Below are 15,935 nucleotides of genomic sequence, written 5' to 3'. Positions count from 1 at the left end.
CCGCGCGGCTCCGGACGCCCGGCAGCCGTCCGCGCCACAATCGACCCCGTCATCCAGGAGGATCAGTTCATGCCCGAGCAGCCGCTGGTCGGCGTCACGACCTATCTCGACACCGCCAGGTGGGGCGTCTGGGAGACCAGCGCCGTACTCCTGCCGGAGGTCTACCCCCGCATGGTCCGCGCCGCGGGCGGCATCGCCGCGCTGCTGCCGCCGGACGATCCCGACGTCGCGGCCGCGGCGGTCGCCAGGATGGACGCCGTCATCGTCGCCGGCGGCCCCGACGTCGAACCCTCGCTCTACGGGGAACCGCGCCATCCGCGCACCGGGCCGCAGGCGCGCGAGCGCGACCGGTGGGAACTGGCGGTGCTGCGGGCCGCGATCGACTCCGGCACACCCGTCCTGGCCGTGTGCCGCGGGATGCAGCTGCTGAACGTGCTGTGCGGCGGGACGCTCGTCCAGCACCTCCCGGAGCAGGTCGGCCACGACGGGCACGCCGTCACGCCGGGGGTCTTCGGCGACCACGTCGTGACACCGGTGCCGGGCACCCTGCTGGCCCGGATCACCCCGGCCCCGGAGAAGGTGCCGACCTACCACCACCAGGCCGTCGGCTCGCTCGGCGCCGGTCTGACGGTGAGCGCGTACGCCGAGGACGGCACCGTGGAGGCGGTCGAGCTGCCCGGGCCCGGCTTCGCGCTGGGCGTGCAGTGGCACCCCGAGATGGGCTCCGACCCGCGGCTGGTGCGGGCGCTGCTGGCCGCGGCAGGAGGCGCTGTCACACCCGTGCCATAGGCTCGGACGAATGGAGCCCGACCTGTTCACCGCAGCTGCCGAGGAACGCCAGGAGAGGGAGCCGGGCAACAGCCCGCTCGCCGTGCGGATGCGTCCGCGCGTCCTGGACGAGGTGGTCGGCCAGCAGCATCTGCTCAAGCAGGGAGCACCGCTGCGCCGGCTCGTCGGCGAGGGCAGCGGCGGCCCGGCGGGGCCGTCCTCGGTGATCCTGTGGGGCCCGCCCGGCACCGGCAAGACGACGCTCGCGTACGTGGTCAGCAAGGCCACCAATAAGCGCTTCGTCGAGCTCTCGGCGATCACCGCGGGCGTCAAGGAGGTCCGCGCGGTCATCGAGAGCGCCAAGCGGCAGTCCGGCGGCTACGACCGGGAGACGGTGCTCTTCCTGGACGAGATCCACCGCTTCAGCAAGGCGCAGCAGGACTCGCTGCTGCCGGCCGTCGAGAACCGCTGGGTCACCCTGATCGCGGCCACCACCGAGAACCCGTACTTCTCGATCATCTCCCCGCTGCTGTCCCGCTCGCTGCTGCTCACCCTGGAGCCGCTCACCGACGAGGACCTGAGCGGAGTGCTGCGCCGGGCGCTGACCCACGAGCGCGGTCTCGGCGGCGCCGTCACGCTCCCCGCCGACTCCGAGGCCCATCTGCTGCGCATCGCGGGCGGGGACGCACGGCGGGCCCTGACCGCCCTGGAGGCGGGCGCCGGCGCGGCCATCGCCAAGGGCGAAGCGGAGATCACCCTCAGCACGCTGGAGGAGTCCGTCGACCGGGCCGCGGTGAAGTACGACCGGGACGGCGACCAGCACTACGACGTGGCGAGCGCCCTGATCAAGTCCATCCGGGGCTCGGACGTGGACGCCACGCTGCACTATCTGGCGCGCATGATCGAGGCGGGGGAGGACCCCCGCTTCATCGCCCGCCGGCTGATGATCTCGGCGAGCGAGGACGTCGGCATGGCCGACCCCACCGCGCTGCAGACCGCGGTCGCCGCCGCGCAGGCCGTCGCGATGATCGGCTTCCCCGAGGCGCGCATCATCCTGTCGCAGGCCGCGATCGCGCTCGCCCTGGCGCCGAAGTCCAACGCGGCGTACATGGCGATCGACGCGGCGCTCGCCGATGTGCGCAAGGGCCTGGCGGGGCCGGTGCCGCCGCATCTGCGCGACGGGCACTACAAGGGCGCGGCCAAGCTCGGCCACGCGCAGGGCTACCAGTACCCGCACGATCTGCCCGGCGCCATCGCCGCCCAGCAGTACGCCCCCGACGAGATCCACGGCCGCCGCTACTACGAGCCCACCCGCTACGGTGCGGAGGCCCGGTACGCCGACGTCCTCGACCGCGTCCGGGAACGCCTGTCGGGGGAGTGACCCCGCCGGCAGGGCGAAGTGGCCGGGCCCGTGATCAGACCGGCAGTTCCTGGCGGTACTCCGCCATCGCCGGCACCGTCTTCGTGGCCAGGAACTCGGTGATCCGGTAGGCGCAGACCCCCGCGGTGACGAACGGGTCGCCGGAGACGATCTCCTCGATCGCCGCCCGGTCCCGGGCCACCGCGAGGATCACCCCGCCCTCGCGCGGCTCCTTGCGGCCCGAGGCCAGGAAAGCCCCGGCCGCGTACTGCAGGTCCAGCCAGCCGACGTGATCGGCGAGGACGGCGTCGACCTGCTCCACGGGGGCGGTGTACGTGATGTCGAGTACGAACATGAAGGTCAGGCTACGCCCCGTGAAGATCGTCCGCGGAGGCGCGGGCCGCGTCGAAGAGGGTGTGCATCGCGTGGTGCAACTCCTCGTGGCCGCGCACTGGTTCGGGGAAGTCGAAGCGCGCGTCGAAGCTGCCGTCGGGGTCGGTGAAGCGGACCCGCAGCCCGAAGCGGTCCAGCGCCACCGGCACCGCCGTCCGGGTGCCGGCGCACTCGGGGCCCCGTCCGCCGTAGCCGCCGACGAGCCCGCACAGCCACCCCACCTGGTCCTCGTGCGCGGCGGCCAGGTGCTGGAGCAGCTCGGACTCGTGGGCCGCCAGCGGGTCGGCGGTGGCGTCGGCGAACTCGTCGGGTTCCACCTGCTCCGCGCCCCACAGGTCGTCCACGGACGCCTCGCCGACCTCCAGCCGGAGCAGCGCGGTGCCGGGCACGACCGGTTCGTCGCGCACCGGCGTCAGCCAGCCCGCGATCCAGGCCCGCCCGCGGATCCGGTACGGCACCGAGACCGGTGCGACGTCCGTGATCTCCAGCACAGCGGTCAGCTCGTCGGCCTCGGCGTGGGTGGCGGCCCGCACGGCCGGGGAATCCACCGGGAACAGCAGGAACACGTCGCCCTCGGGGCCGACGCTGCGCATCTCGGGGACCATCTGACCGGGCAGTACGGGGTCCAGCCCGGGAATGACCAGGACAGCCGACGGGTTACCCTCGACTAGAGTTCGCGCGCGTTCGGCTGCCGATGGCATCCGGAGCGCATCGTCCACGTCGGGGCGCGGCTGACCGTGCGCAGGCATGGGGTTCCCGGGTCGAATCATGCGATCTCCTCAGCTAAGGTAAGCCTTACCTAATTTACATGGAGGATCGTTCCACGTGAACCAGTCGCGTCCCAAGGTCAAGAAGTCGCGTGCGCTCGGCATCGCGCTGACCCCGAAGGCAGTCAAGTACTTCGAGGCCCGCCCCTACCCGCCCGGCGAGCACGGTCGCGGTCGCAAGCAGAACAGCGACTACAAGACCCGTCTGCTCGAGAAGCAGCGTCTGCGTGCCCAGTACGACATCAGCGAAACGCAGATGCGCCGTGCCTACGACCGCGCTCGGAAGGTCGACCTCAAGACAGGCGAAGCGCTGATCATCGAGCTGGAGCGCCGTCTGGACGCGCTCGTCCTGCGGGCCGGTCTGGCCCGCACCATCTACCAGTCCCGGCAGATGGTCGTGCACGGTCACATCGAGGTCAACGGCCGCAAGGTCGACAAGCCCTCCTTCCGCGTGCGCCCCGACGACGTCGTCATGGTCCGCGAGCGCAGCCGCGAGAAGACCCCGTTCCAGGTCGCCCGTGAGGGTGGCTGGGCCGGCGAGGGCGAGACGCCGAAGTACCTGCAGGTCAACCTGCAGGCCCTGGCCTTCCGCCTGGACCGCGACCCGAACCGTCGCGAGATCCCGGTGATCTGCGACGAGCAGCTCGTCGTCGAGTACTACGCCCGCTGATCCAGCGAGAGCCCCCGTACTCTCAGCCCGCCGTCTCCCCGCCGCCCACGGCAGGGGAGGCGGCGGGTTCGTGCGTACGGGGGCCGGCCACCCGCGCCACCGTGCCGAGCCGCTCCGGCGGCTGCTCCGCCGGCAGCTCGCGCAGCGCCCGTGCCACCGCCGCGTCCAGGCCGAACCGCGCGCCCTCAGCCAGCCCCGCCTCATAGGCGGCATCGCCCAGGGCGGTCCTGGCCCGCTTCTCGCACAGCTCGTGCGGCGCGTTGAAGAACTGCGAGCCGAACAGCCGCAGGCCCACCGAGCGCCAGAGCCGGCCGGCCGCGCCCTGCAGCACCGCCGCCTCGTACGGCGCGCCCTCGCCCTCGGTGATCAGCGCCAGCAGCTCGATGGCGAGCACCGCGCCGACCAGGTCGTGGAAGGCGTGGTCGATGACCAGGCACTCCTCGACCAGTTCCCGGGCGGTGGCCGGGTCCCCGCCGAGCCAGGCCGCGTACCCCAGTACATAGAGCGCGTAGGCCAGCGCCCAGCGCTCACCGTGGTCGCGGCAGATGTCGCGGACCTCCTCGCTCAGCGCCACCGCCCGCTCCAGATCGCCCCGGAAGGCGACCGCCATCGCCAGCTCGACCTGCGCCATCAGCACATTGCTGTTGAGCTCGCCGATCTCGCGGTAGGCGTCCAGCGCCGCCCCGATCAGCTCCTCGGCCCTGACCATGTCGTCCGACAGCAGCGCGAGGCATCCCAGCCGGTGCACCGCGTACGCCGAGGCCGGCGCGTTGCCCGTCAGCGCGGCCTCGTCGCGGCACTCCTGCAGCACGCCGAGCGCGCACACCGGATCGCCCTGCAGCACGGCCACATACCCGTACACCCACATCGCCTTGGCCCGCGCCTCGGCGTGCGAGGTCTCCAGCTCCAGCGCTCTGGCCAGCCAGAGCCGGCCCTCGGACAGCCGGCCGCAGCCCACCCAGTAGAACCAGAGGGTGGCCGCGAGGTACTGGCCCACGTGCGGATCCTCGGCGCCGCTGAGGCTGAACTCCAGCGCCAGCCGCAGATTGGGCAGATCCGTCTCGACCCGGGCGGCGACCTCGGCCTGCCGGGGGCTGAACCAGTCCAGCTCGCACCAGGTGGCCAGCCCGAGGTACCAGTCGCGGTGCCGGCGCTGCATGCGCTCCGTGTCGTCCAGCGCCTCCAGCCAGCCGGCGCCGTACTCGCGGACGGTCTCCAGCATCCGGTATCCGACGCCCGCCTCGCAGGCCACCACCGACTGCGCCACCAGCTGGGCGACCGTCTCCATGACGTCCTCGGCGGGCAGATCGGGACTGGAGCACACGTACTCCGCGGCCTCCAGGTCGAACAGTCCGGCGAAGACCGAGAGCCGGGCCCACAGCAGCCGCTGGGCGGGCGTGCACAGTTCGTGGCTCCAGCCGATCGCGGTCCGCAGTGTGTGATGCCGGGTCGGCGCGCTGGGGTCGCCGCCGGTCAGCAGCCGGAAACGGTCGTCGAGGCGCTGCAGCACCTGGCCCACCGAGAGCGCCCGCAGCCGGCCCGCCGCCAGTTCCAGCGCCAGCGGAATGCCGTCCAGCCGCCGGCACAGCTCCACCGTGGCCTCCTGGTCGGCCGCGGTGACCGTGAAGCCCGGCAGCACGGCGGCCGCCCGGTCGGCGAACAGCCGGACGGCGTCACCGTCCGCGGCCGCCGCGGGCAGCGGCGCCAGCGGGACGGTGTGCTCGCCGGTGATGCCCAGCGGCCGGCGCGCGGCGGCCAGCACCCGCAGCCCGGGTGCCCGGCGCAGCAGTTCCGCGACGAGTTCCGCGCACTCCCGCACCACATGCTCGAAACCGTCCAGCACCAGCAGCAGTTCACGTTCGGCCAGTTCCTCGGCGAGCGCGGTCCGCGGCGGCCGTCCGGTGTGGTCGGCCAGCTTCAGCGCCTCGGCCAGGCTGTGTTCCAGCGGCTCCGCGTTGTACAGGGCGGACAGCTCCACGAGCCACACCCCGTCGGGGAACCTGCCGGCCACCTGCCGTGCCGTCCGCACCGCCAGCCGGGTCTTGCCGACGCCGCCGACCCCGGTGATGGTGACCAGCCGCGCCTGCTCCAGCAAACCGGCGAGGGCCGAGAGTTCGGCGGCCCGCCCGACGAAGCTGTTCAGCTCGGCGGGGAGGTTTCCCGCAGTGTCCATGGTCTACGGAGAGTACGGGGTGGTAAGCGGAACGTACAATCACGCCACCTCCGGGGGCCCGGGGCACTACCCTGCGACGCTGCCGCCGCGCCGGGAATGCGGTACGAACGCCGAGGCCGGGCGCGATAGGGTCGGTAGCTGATTGTTGTTGTGAAGTGGTGACGGTGAGGGAGCGCAGCAACGTGTCCGGTGGAGAGGTGGCCGGCCTGATCGTGGCCGTCTTCTGGGCGATCCTGGTGTCGTTCCTGGCGGTGGCGCTCGTCCGGCTGTCCCAGACGCTCAGGAAGACCACCGAACTGGTCGCGAACGTCACCGAACAGGCCGTTCCGCTGCTCGGCGAGGCGACCTCGGCGCTCCGCTCCGCGCACACCCAGCTCGACCGGGTCGACACGATCACCGCGGACGTCGCCGAGGTGACCGCCAACGCCTCCGCGCTCTCCTCGACGGTGGCCTCCACCTTCGGCGGGCCGCTGGTGAAGGTCGCCGCCTTCGGCTACGGGGTGCGGCGCGCGGTCGGCCTGCAGGCCAAGGGCGCGGGGAAGACCCGCACCGTCGTGGTCGGCAAGGCGCTGCCGGCCGCCCGGCGCGGCAGCCGACGCAACCGTTCGAAGGGCTGACACACCATGTTCCGCCGCCTGTTCTGGTTCTTCACCGGCGCCGCCGCGGGCGTCTGGGCCACCACCAAGGTCAACCGCGCGGTGCGCAGGCTCTCCCCGGACAGCCTCGCCGCGACGGCGGCCGACAAGGCGCTCGAAACCGGCGCCCGCCTGCGGCTCTTCGCCCAGGACGTGCGCGCCGGGATGACCGAGCGCGAGATCGAACTCAAGGACGCGCTGGGCCTGGAGGCCGCCGAGGGAGACCTCCCCGGGCAGCGCCGGGCCGAACTCGACGCACCGCAGCCGCTCCCGCAGCAGTCACACCCCCAGAAGTCCTACAAGCAGTCGCACAAGCAGTCGTACAACCGGAAGGACAATCACTGATGGAGTCGGCAGAAATCCGCCGCCGCTGGCTGCGCTTCTTCGAGGAGCGCGGGCACACGGTCGTGCCCTCGGCGTCCCTCATCGCCGACGACCCGACGCTGCTGCTGGTCCCGGCGGGCATGGTCCCGTTCAAGCCGTACTTCCTCGGCGAGGTCAAGCCGCCCTTCGAGCGCGCCACCAGCGTGCAGAAGTGCGTGCGGACGCCCGACATCGAAGAGGTCGGCAAGACCACCCGGCACGGCACGTTCTTCCAGATGTGCGGCAACTTCTCCTTCGGCGACTACTTCAAGGAAGGCGCCATCACGTACGCCTGGGAGCTGCTCACCAGCTCCGTGGCGGACGGCGGCTACGGCCTGGAGCCCGAGAAGCTCTGGGTCACCGTGTACCTGGACGACGACGAGGCCGAGCGCATCTGGCGCGAGGTCGTGGGCGTCCCCGCCGAGCGGATCCAGCGCCTGGGCAAGGCCGACAACTACTGGTCCATGGGCGTCCCCGGACCGTGCGGACCCTGCTCCGAGATCAACTACGACCGGGGCCCGGCGTTCGGCGAGGAGGGCGGCCCGGCCGTCAACGACGAGCGCTACGTGGAGATCTGGAACCTGGTCTTCATGCAGTACGAGCGCGGCCCCGGCCAGGGCAAGGACGACTTCGAGATCCTCGGCGAGCTGCCGTCGAAGAACATCGACACCGGCCTCGGCCTCGAACGCCTCGCGATGATCCTGCAGGGCGTGCAGAACATGTACGAGACCGACACCCTGCGCGTGGTGATGGACACGGCCACCGAACTCACCGGTGTCCGGTACGGCGCCGACCACGGCACCGACGTCTCGCTGCGCGTCGTCGCCGACCACATGCGCACCTCCGTGATGCTCATCGGCGACGGGGTCACCCCCGGCAACGAGGGCCGCGGCTACGTGCTGCGCCGCATCATGCGCCGCGCCATCCGCAACATGCGGCTGATGGGCGCCACCGGGCCGGTCGTCGGCGAGCTCGTGGACACCGTCATCAAGACGATGGGCGAGCAGTACCCGGAGCTGGTCACCGACCGCAAGCGCATCGAGACCGTCGCCCTCTCCGAGGAGGTCGCCTTCCTCAAGGCGATCAGCGGCGGCACCAACATCCTGGACTCCGCCGTCAGCGAGACCAAGGCCGCCGGCGGCACCGTCCTCTCCGGCGACAAGGCGTTCCTGCTGCACGACACGTGGGGCTTCCCGATCGACCTCACCCTCGAAATGGCCTCCGAGCAGGGCCTGTCGGTGGACGAGGAGGGCTTCCGCCGGCTCATGAAGGAGCAGCGGGACCGCGCCAAGGCCGACGCCCGCGGCAAGAAGCAGGGCCACGCCGACCTCTCGGCCTACCGTGAGGTCGCCGACCGCTCCGGCACCACCGAGTTCACCGGCTACAGCTCCAACCAGAACGAGGCCACCGTCGTCGGACTGCTCGTCGACGGTGTCCCGTCGCCGGCCGCCCACGAGGGCGACGAGGTCGAGATCGTCCTGGACCGCACCCCGTTCTACGCCGAGGGCGGCGGCCAGCTCGCCGACACCGGCCGGATCAGGATCGACACCGGCGCGATCATCGAGATCCGCGACGTGCAGCAGCCGGTGGCCGGCGTCAGCGTGCACAAGGGCGTCGTCCAGGTCGGCGAGGTCACCCTCGGCGCCGGCGCGCTCGCCCAGATCGACCTGGTGCGCCGCCGGGCCATCGCCCGCGCGCACAGCGCGACGCACCTCACGCACCAGGCGCTGCGGGACGCGCTCGGCCCCACCGCCGCCCAGGCCGGTTCCGAGAACTCCCCGGGGCGCTTCCGCTTCGACTTCGGCTCGCCCGCCGCCGTACCCGGCACGGTGCTCACCGACGTCGAACAGAAGATCAACGAGGTGCTCGCCCGGGAGCTCGACGTGACCGCCGAGGTCATGAGCATGGAAGAGGCCAAGAAGCAGGGCGCCATCGCCGAGTTCGGCGAGAAGTACGGCGACCGGGTCCGCGTGGTCACCATCGGCGACTTCTCCAAGGAGCTGTGCGGCGGTACGCACGTCGGCAACACCGCCCAGCTCGGGCTGGTCAAGCTGCTCGGTGAGTCGTCCATCGGCTCCGGAGTGCGCCGGGTCGAGGCGCTGGTCGGGGTGGACGCGTACAAGTTCCTGGCCCGTGAGCACACGGTCGTCGCGCAGCTCACCGAGCTGGTGAAGGGCCGTCCCGAGGAGCTGCCCGACAAGATCTCGGGCATGCTCGCCAAGCTCAAGGACGCGGAGAAGGAGATCGAGCGGTTCCGCGCCGACAAGGTCCTGCAGGCCGCGGCCGGACTGGCGCAGGGCGCCCAGGACATCAAGGGCGTGGCCCTGGTCACCGGCACCGTGCCGGAGGGCACCGGCGCCGACGACCTGCGCAAGCTCGTCCTGGACGTGCGGCAGCGCATCGGGGGCGGCCGGGCCGCCGTCGTCGCGCTGTTCACCGTGGCCAACGGCCGCCCGCTCACCGTCATCGCCACCAACGAGGCCGCTCGCGAGCGCGGTATCAAGGCCGGTGAACTCGTCAGGTCCGCCGCCAAGACCCTCGGTGGTGGTGGCGGCGGCAAGGACGACGTCGCGCAGGGCGGCGGCCAGAACCCGGCCGCCGTGGACGAGGCCGTCGCCGCGGTCCAGCGCCTGGTCGAAGAGAAGGCCTGACGGTGCGCAGAGGCAGGCGTATCGCCGTCGATGTCGGGGATGCCCGGATCGGGGTCGCCTCGTGCGACCCCGACGGGGTCCTCGCGACACCGGTCGAGACGGTTCCGGGGCGGGACGTCCCGGCGGCGCTGCGCCGCCTCGCTGCGATCATCGAGGAGTACGAGCCGATCGAGGTCGTCCTGGGGCTGCCGCGCTCGCTGAGCGGGAACGAGGGTCCCGCGGCGGTCAAGGTCCGGGCGTTCGCGCAGGATGTGGCAAAAATCATCGCGCCCGTCCCGGTGCGGCTGGTGGACGAGCGGATGACCACGGTCACCGCCACCCAGGGCCTGCGGGCATCGGGCGTCAAGGCCAAGAAGGGCCGTGCGGTGGTCGATCAGGCAGCCGCGATCGTCATCCTGCAGAGCGCCCTCGAGACCGAACGGGTGTCGGGGAAACCAGCGGGGGAGAGCGTCGAAGTGGTCATCTGATCGCGGTACGGTAACGTTCCGCGCGACACGGCGGCGCCACTTGGCGCCGCCCGTTTCGCAAGGGGCGGCCAGTTCCGAGGATGCGATCGCCCCGCGTACCGACGCGTACCAAGGGGATCGATGACTGACTATGGCCGGGGCTCCGGCTCCGAACCGTGGCATCCCGAGGACCCGCTCTTCGGTGACCAGGGGTACCAGCAGCAGCCGCGCCAGCCGCAGCCGCAGGACGACTGGGACCCCTACGCCACCGGGCAGCAGCCGCAGTACCCGTACAACGGTCAGCAGGCTCCCCAGCAGCAGTACCCCCCGCAGCAGCAATACCCCCAGAACCAGCAGCAGAACCCCCAACAGCAGCAATACCCGCAGAATCCGCAACAGCAGCAGTACCCCCAGCAGGAGCAGTACCCGCAGCAGGGGTACCCCCAGCAGCAACAGCAGTACCCGCAGCAGCAGCAGCAACAGCACCTCCAGCAGGGCCAGCAACAGGGCCAGCAGCAGTACAACGACTGGGACACCTCCGGGGGTTCGTCCGCCCCGTACGGTGCCAACCCCGGCGATCCCTACGGCGGCCAGCCGCCGGCCGATCCCTACGGCTCCCAGCAGCCCGACTTCTACGGCCAGGGCGGCTACCCGCCCCCGCAGCAGCCGCAGCACCGGCAGCCGCCGGAGCAGCAGCCCCAGCAGCCGATGCGGTCCGCCCCTGACAACACCGGCGACTGGGAGGCCGAGTCCGAGCCCGAGACGCACGCCTTCTTCGCCGACGGCACGGACGAGGAAGAGCCGGACGACGACACCCCGGCCGGCCGCGGCGGCCGCAAGCGCGGCGGCAAGGGCGGCAAGAAAGAGGGCAAGAAGCGCCGCAGCGGCTGCGCCTGCCTGGTCGTCCTGCTGGTCCTCGGCGGCGGCGTCGGCGGTGCCGGCTACTTCGGCTACCAGTTCTACGAGAGCCACTTCGGCGCGGCACCCGACTTCTCGGGCGAGGGCACCGGAGACGTGCAGGTCACGATCCCCAAGGGCTCGACGCTCACGGACATGGGCAACATTCTCAAGACCGCCGGCGTGGTCAAGAGCGTCGACGCCTTCACCGCGGCGGCCGGCAAGAATCCCAAGGGCAAGAGCATCCAGGCCGGCATTTTCCTCCTCCACAAGGAGATGTCGGCCGCGGCGGCGGTCACGATGATGACCGACCCGACCAAGCAGAGCGCCATCATCATTCCCGAGGGGCTGCGGGCCACCGAGATCTACGCCGCCATCGACAAGCGGCTGAGCATCAAGGCGGGCACCACACAGGCCGCCGCCAAGGGCGCCGACCTGGGCCTGCCCGCCTGGGCGCAGGGCAATGTCGAGGGCTTCCTCTTCCCGTCGAGGTACAGCGTCGGCAAGGCCACCAAGCCGCTCGACCTGCTCAAGCAGATGGTCGCGCAGGCCCAGAGCGAGTACAAAAAGGACAACATCGAGGAAGAGGCGAAGAAGGTCCACAAGACGCCGCTGCAGATCGTCACCATCGCCAGCCTCATCCAGGCCGAGGCGCAGGAGGACGAGGAGTTCGGCAAGGTCTCGCGGGTCATCTACAACCGCCTCGACAAGGACATGGCGCTGGGCTTCGACTCGACGATCAACTACGCCATGGGCCGCTCCACGCTGAACACGTCCACCAAGGACACCAAGTTCCCGTCGCCGTACAACACCTACCTCCACAAGGGCCTGCCGCCCGGTCCGATCGGCAACCCGGGACACCAGGCGATCGACGCGGCGCTGCACCCGACGACGGGCAACTGGCTGTACTTCGTCACGGTCAAGAAGGGCGACACGCGCTTCACCGACAGCTACACGGAGCACCAGAAGAACGTCCAGGAGTTCAACAAGAACAAGGGCACCGGCTGATGAGTGCACCACGCCGGGCCGGAGTCCTCGGCTCGCCGATCTCCCACTCGCTCTCACCGGTGCTGCACCGGGCCGCGTACGCCGAGCTCGGTCTCACCGGCTGGCGCTACGACCCCTTCGAGGTGGGTGAGGCGGCGCTGCCCGGCTTCCTGGCCGGGGTCCGGGACGGCACGGGGGAGCCGGGCAGCTGGGCCGGGCTGTCGCTGACGATGCCGCTCAAGCGCGCGGTCATCCCGCTGCTGGACGAGGTCAGCGCCACCGCGGCCTCCGTCGAGGCCGTCAACACCGTGGTCTTCACCGCGGACGGCCGGCTGACCGGCGACAACACCGACATCCCGGGAATCGCCGCCGCGCTGCGCGAACACGGTGTGACGAGCGTGGAGTCCGCGGTGGTGCTCGGCGCCGGGGCGACCGCCTCGTCCGCGCTGGCCGCGCTCGCCCGGATCTGCGCCGGCGAGGTCACCGTGTACGTGCGCAGCGCCGCGCGCGCCGCCGAGATGCGCGAGTGGGGCGAACGGCTGGGCGTGCGGGTGCGCACCGAGGACTGGGGCGACGCGGCGAAGGCGTTCGAGGCACCGCTGGTGATCGCCACCACCCCGGCGGGCGCCACCGACGGCCTCGCCGAGTTCGTGCCGGAGCGGCCGGGCGCGCTCTTCGACGTGCTGTACCACCCGTGGCCGACCGCCCTCGCGGCCGCCTGGACGGCCCGCGGCGGCGAGGTCGTCGGCGGCCTCGACCTCCTGGTGCACCAGGCCGTGCTCCAGGTCGAGCGGATGACCGGCCGGACTCCCGCACCGCTCGCGGCGATGCGCGCCGCCGGCGAGGCGGCACTGGGTGTCTGACACCGGCGGCGTCCACCCGTTCTGAGCCCGCCGCGCCGCCACGTCCACAACCTGGACCGGAGGCGGGACGTCCGCCCCGGCCGTGGGAGGATCGGTGGTGGCGGGCCAGGGCCGCGCACCCGGCCGTGCCGTTGAATTTCGGACGTTCGAGGCGCGAGCAAGAGGAGCACCGTTGAGCAGGTTGCGCTGGCTGACCGCGGGGGAGTCGCACGGCCCCGCACTCGTCGCGACGCTGGAGGGGCTGCCCTCCGGCGTACCCGTCACCACGGCGATGGTGGCGGACGCGCTGGCGCGCCGGCGGCTGGGTTATGGCCGCGGTGCCCGGATGAAGTTCGAGCAGGACGAGGTCACCTTCCTCGGCGGCGTACGGCACGGCCTGACCATGGGCAGCCCGGTCGCGATCATGGTCGGCAACACCGAGTGGCCCAAGTGGGAACAGGTCATGGCGGCCGACCCCGTCGACCCGGAGATCCTGGCCGGTCTGGGGCGCAACGCGCCGCTGACCCGCCCGCGCCCCGGCCACGCGGACCTCGCCGGTATGCAGAAGTACGCGCTGGACGAGGCCCGGCCGATCCTGGAGCGCGCCAGCGCCCGGGAGACCGCCGCCCGCGTCGCGCTGGGCGCCGTCGCCCGCTCCTACCTCAAGGAGACGACGGGCATCGAGATCGTCAGCCATGTCGTCGAACTGGCCGCGGCCAAGGCCCCGTACGGGGTCGTGCCGGTGCCCGCCGACGAGGCCCGCCTCGACGCCGACCCGGTGCGCTGCCTGGACTCCGACGCGAGCGACGCGATGGTCGCCGAGATCGACCAGGCCCACAAGGACGGCGACACCCTGGGCGGAGTCGTCGAGGTGCTGGCGTACGGCGTTCCCGTCGGACTCGGCAGCCACGTCCACTGGGACCGCCGGCTCGACGCGCGGCTGGCCGCCGCCCTGATGGGCATCCAGGCGATCAAGGGCGTCGAGGTCGGCGACGGCTTCGGGCTGGCCCGGGTGCCGGGTTCGCAGGCGCACGACGAGATCGTGCCCAGCCCCGAGGGCATCCGCCGCTCCACCGGCCGCTCCGGCGGCACCGAGGGCGGGATGAGCACCGGTGAGCTGCTGCGGGTCCGGGCGGCGATGAAGCCGATCGCGACGGTGCCGCGCGCCCTGGCCACCGTCGACGTCACCACCGGTGAGGTCGCCGCGGCCCATCACCAGCGCTCGGACGTCTGCGCGGTGCCGGCCGCCGGGATCGTCGCGGAGGCCATGGTCGCGCTGGTGCTCGCCGACGCGGTCGCGGAGAAGTTCGGCGGCGACTCGGTGGGCGAGACCCGGCGCAACGTCCAGGGGTACCTCGAGAACCTGGCGATCCGTTGACCGGGCCGCTGGTCGTCCTCGTCGGCCCGCCCGGTGCGGGCAAGACCACCGTCGGCATGCTGCTCGCGGCCCGGCTCGGCACCACCTACCGGGACACCGACGCGGATGTCGCGCAGACGGCGGGCAAGTCCATCCCGGAGATCTTCATCAACGACGGTGAGGACCACTTCCGGCAGCTCGAACTGGCCGCGGTCACCGACGCCCTCGCCGAGCACACCGGCGTACTGGCGCTCGGCGGCGGAGCGATCATGTCGCCGGTCGCCCGCAGCCTGCTGCGCGGCCGCCCGGTGGTCTTCCTGGACGTCGGAGTCAACGACGCCGTCAAGCGGGTCGGGCTGGACGCCCCACGCCCGCTGCTCGCCGTCGCCCCGCGCCAGCAGTGGCGCGAGCTGATGGAGAAGCGCCGTCCGCTGTACACCGAGGTCGCCCGCGCGGTCGTCTCCACCGACGACCGCACCCCCGAGGACGCTGCCGAAGCGGTCCTCGACGCACTGGAGTTGAAGGACGCATGAGCGAGAACCCCACCCGTATCGCGATCGCCGGCACCGCGGGTACGGAACCCTACGAGGTGCTGGTCGGACGCCAGCTGCTGGCCGAGCTGCCCGCCCTCATCGGGCCGGCCGCCAAGCGGGTCGCGGTCCTGCACCCGGAGGCGCTCGCCGCCACCGGCGAGGCGCTGCGCGCTGACCTCGCCGAGCAGGGCTTCGAGGCCATCGCGATCCAGCTGCCGAACGCCGAGGAGGCCAAGACCGTCGAGGTCGCCGCCTACTGCTGGAAGGCGCTGGGCCAGACCGGCTTCACCCGCACCGACGTGATCGTCGGCGTCGGCGGCGGAGCCACCACGGACATCGCCGGCTTCGTGGCGGCGACCTGGCTGCGCGGAGTGCGCTGGATCGCCGTCCCCACCACCGTGCTGGGCATGGTGGACGCGGCGGTCGGCGGGAAGACCGGCATCAACACCGCCGAGGGCAAGAACCTGGTCGGGGCGTTCCACCCGCCGACCGGGGTGCTGTGCGACCTCGCGGCGCTGGACTCGCTGCCGCCCAACGACTACATCAGCGGCCTCGCCGAGATCATCAAGGCCGGCTTCATCGCCGACCCGGTGATCCTGGACCTGATCGAGGCCGACCCGGCCGGGGCCCGTACGCCGCAGGGCGAGCACACCGCCGAGCTGATCGTGCGCTCCATCCAGGTCAAGGCCGACGTGGTCTCCGCCGACCTCAAGGAGAGCGGCCCGCGCGAGATCCTGAACTACGGCCACACCCTGGCGCACGCCATCGAGAAGAACGAGCGCTACAACTGGCGGCACGGCGCCGCGGTCTCCATCGGCATGGTCTTCGCCGCCGAGCTGGGCCGGCTGGCCGGCCGGCTGGACGACGCGACCGCCGACCGGCACCGCACCGTCCTGGAGTCGGTGGGGCTGCCGCTGACCTACCGCGGGGACCAGTGGCCGAAGCTGCTGGACACCATGCGCGTCGACAAGAAGTCCCGCGGTGACCTGCTGCGCTTCATCGTGCTGGACGGGCTGGCCAAGCCCACCGTCCTGGAGGGCCCGGACCCGGCGGTCCTGGTGGCCGCCTACGCGGAGGTCTCCAAGTGACCGGG

Annotated in this window: 15 protein-coding genes; 12 read left to right on the top strand and 3 right to left on the bottom strand. The window is 71.9% G+C overall.

Translation table 11 applies throughout. The features are described from left to right. The first annotated feature begins 69 nt into the window (after nucleotides 1-69). Together C8250_RS11120 and C8250_RS11115 are read left to right on the top strand one after the other, a co-directional pair. A complete protein-coding gene (locus tag C8250_RS11120) occupies nucleotides 70-789 on the top strand; it encodes a gamma-glutamyl-gamma-aminobutyrate hydrolase family protein (protein ID WP_138352621.1) in 720 nt (239 codons plus the stop codon). A 10-nt stretch (nucleotides 790-799) separates the two neighbouring features. After that, nucleotides 800-2,149: a replication-associated recombination protein A gene (locus tag C8250_RS11115; RefSeq protein ID WP_138352620.1), complete on the top strand. Its 1,350-nt coding sequence runs from the start codon at nucleotides 800-802 to the stop codon at nucleotides 2,147-2,149. A 34-nt stretch (nucleotides 2,150-2,183) separates the two neighbouring features. Here the strand turns inward: C8250_RS11115 and C8250_RS11110 are convergent, their stop codons facing one another. Together C8250_RS11110 and C8250_RS11105 are read right to left on the bottom strand one after the other, a co-directional pair. Continuing rightward, nucleotides 2,184-2,483 (bottom strand): YciI family protein, encoded by a 300-nt coding sequence (locus tag C8250_RS11110; protein ID WP_138352619.1) that lies wholly within the window; start codon nucleotides 2,481-2,483, stop codon nucleotides 2,184-2,186. Between the two features lie 10 nt (nucleotides 2,484-2,493). Next, nucleotides 2,494-3,222 (bottom strand): DUF2470 domain-containing protein, encoded by a 729-nt coding sequence (locus C8250_RS11105; RefSeq protein ID WP_138352723.1) that lies wholly within the window; start codon nucleotides 3,220-3,222, stop codon nucleotides 2,494-2,496. 124 nt (nucleotides 3,223-3,346) lie between these two features. On the opposite strand from C8250_RS11105, the gene rpsD reads away from it, so the two are divergent. Further along, complete coding sequence (gene rpsD / locus C8250_RS11100; RefSeq protein ID WP_138352618.1) at nucleotides 3,347-3,958, top strand: 30S ribosomal protein S4; 612 nt, start codon at nucleotides 3,347-3,349, stop codon at nucleotides 3,956-3,958. 22 nt (nucleotides 3,959-3,980) lie between these two features. On the opposite strand, the gene C8250_RS11095 is transcribed toward rpsD, so the two are convergent. Then, the gene (locus tag C8250_RS11095) at nucleotides 3,981-6,131 is read right to left on the bottom strand and encodes an AAA family ATPase (RefSeq protein WP_138352617.1); all 2,151 of its coding nucleotides are present in this window, start codon (nucleotides 6,129-6,131) and stop codon (nucleotides 3,981-3,983) included. A 182-nt stretch (nucleotides 6,132-6,313) separates the two neighbouring features. Here C8250_RS11095 and C8250_RS11090 point away from each other — a divergent pair, with 182 nt between their 5' ends. The 9 genes from C8250_RS11090 to aroB all read left to right on the top strand — a co-directional run bounded on the left by C8250_RS11090 (nucleotide 6,314) and on the right by aroB (nucleotide 15,930). Continuing rightward, nucleotides 6,314-6,748 carry a DUF948 domain-containing protein gene (locus tag C8250_RS11090; protein WP_138352616.1) on the top strand — a complete coding sequence of 145 codons (435 nt, stop codon included), beginning with the start codon at nucleotides 6,314-6,316 and terminating at the stop codon, nucleotides 6,746-6,748. 6 nt (nucleotides 6,749-6,754) lie between these two features. Continuing rightward, a complete protein-coding gene (locus C8250_RS11085; protein WP_138352615.1) occupies nucleotides 6,755-7,111 on the top strand; it encodes a DUF6167 family protein in 357 nt (118 codons plus the stop codon). Beyond that, nucleotides 7,111-9,780, top strand: a complete 2,670-nt coding sequence (gene alaS, locus C8250_RS11080) for an alanine--tRNA ligase (protein ID WP_138352614.1) — start codon at nucleotides 7,111-7,113, stop codon at nucleotides 9,778-9,780. Before C8250_RS11085 ends, alaS begins: the two co-directional genes overlap by 1 nt. Before the next feature lie 2 nt (nucleotides 9,781-9,782). Further along, nucleotides 9,783-10,247, top strand: coding sequence for a Holliday junction resolvase RuvX (gene ruvX / locus C8250_RS11075; RefSeq protein WP_138352613.1), 465 nt, complete (start codon nucleotides 9,783-9,785; stop codon nucleotides 10,245-10,247). Nucleotides 10,248-10,367: 120 nt separating this feature from the next. Next, nucleotides 10,368-12,131, top strand: a complete 1,764-nt coding sequence (mltG, locus tag C8250_RS11070) for an endolytic transglycosylase MltG (protein WP_138352612.1) — start codon at nucleotides 10,368-10,370, stop codon at nucleotides 12,129-12,131. After that, nucleotides 12,131-12,973, top strand: coding sequence for a shikimate dehydrogenase (locus C8250_RS11065; protein WP_138352611.1), 843 nt, complete (start codon nucleotides 12,131-12,133; stop codon nucleotides 12,971-12,973). The genes mltG and C8250_RS11065 overlap by 1 nt, the downstream gene beginning before the upstream one ends. Nucleotides 12,974-13,145: 172 nt before the next feature. After that, the gene (aroC, locus tag C8250_RS11060) at nucleotides 13,146-14,330 is read left to right on the top strand and encodes a chorismate synthase (RefSeq protein ID WP_138352610.1); all 1,185 of its coding nucleotides are present in this window, start codon (nucleotides 13,146-13,148) and stop codon (nucleotides 14,328-14,330) included. Beyond that, nucleotides 14,327-14,842 carry a shikimate kinase gene (locus tag C8250_RS11055; protein WP_138352609.1) on the top strand — a complete coding sequence of 172 codons (516 nt, stop codon included), beginning with the start codon at nucleotides 14,327-14,329 and terminating at the stop codon, nucleotides 14,840-14,842. Before aroC ends, C8250_RS11055 begins: the two co-directional genes overlap by 4 nt. Then, complete coding sequence (gene aroB, locus C8250_RS11050) at nucleotides 14,839-15,930, top strand: 3-dehydroquinate synthase (RefSeq protein ID WP_138352608.1); 1,092 nt, start codon at nucleotides 14,839-14,841, stop codon at nucleotides 15,928-15,930. The genes C8250_RS11055 and aroB overlap by 4 nt, the downstream gene beginning before the upstream one ends. Nucleotides 15,931-15,935: the final 5 nt, after the last annotated feature.

Origin of the sequence: Streptomyces sp. So13.3, assembly GCF_005860785.2 — a bacterium.
Lineage (GTDB): Bacteria > Actinomycetota > Actinomycetes > Streptomycetales > Streptomycetaceae > Actinacidiphila > Actinacidiphila fildesensis.
The sequence above is the reverse complement of the archived record's forward strand: the minus strand, read 5'-3'. Positions and strand labels throughout refer to the sequence as shown.

Bases quoted from the DNA above. Each gene is read 5' to 3' on its own strand.
- C8250_RS11120 (WP_138352621.1), top strand. From the start codon at position 70: ATGCCCGAGCAGCCGCTGGTCGGCGTCACGACCTATCTCGACACCGCC.
- C8250_RS11115 (WP_138352620.1), top strand. From the start codon at position 800: ATGGAGCCCGACCTGTTCACCGCAGCTGCCGAGGAACGCCAGGAGAGG.
- C8250_RS11110 (WP_138352619.1), bottom strand. From the start codon at position 2,483: ATGTTCGTACTCGACATCACGTACACCGCCCCCGTGGAGCAGGTCGAC.
- C8250_RS11105 (WP_138352723.1), bottom strand. From the start codon at position 3,222: ATGCCATCGGCAGCCGAACGCGCGCGAACTCTAGTCGAGGGTAACCCG.
- C8250_RS11095 (WP_138352617.1), bottom strand. From the start codon at position 6,131: ATGGACACTGCGGGAAACCTCCCCGCCGAGCTGAACAGCTTCGTCGGG.
- C8250_RS11085 (WP_138352615.1), top strand. From the start codon at position 6,755: ATGTTCCGCCGCCTGTTCTGGTTCTTCACCGGCGCCGCCGCGGGCGTC.
- alaS (WP_138352614.1), top strand. From the start codon at position 7,111: ATGGAGTCGGCAGAAATCCGCCGCCGCTGGCTGCGCTTCTTCGAGGAG.
- mltG (WP_138352612.1), top strand. From the start codon at position 10,368: ATGACTGACTATGGCCGGGGCTCCGGCTCCGAACCGTGGCATCCCGAG.
- C8250_RS11065 (WP_138352611.1), top strand. From the start codon at position 12,131: ATGAGTGCACCACGCCGGGCCGGAGTCCTCGGCTCGCCGATCTCCCAC.
- aroB (WP_138352608.1), top strand. From the start codon at position 14,839: ATGAGCGAGAACCCCACCCGTATCGCGATCGCCGGCACCGCGGGTACG.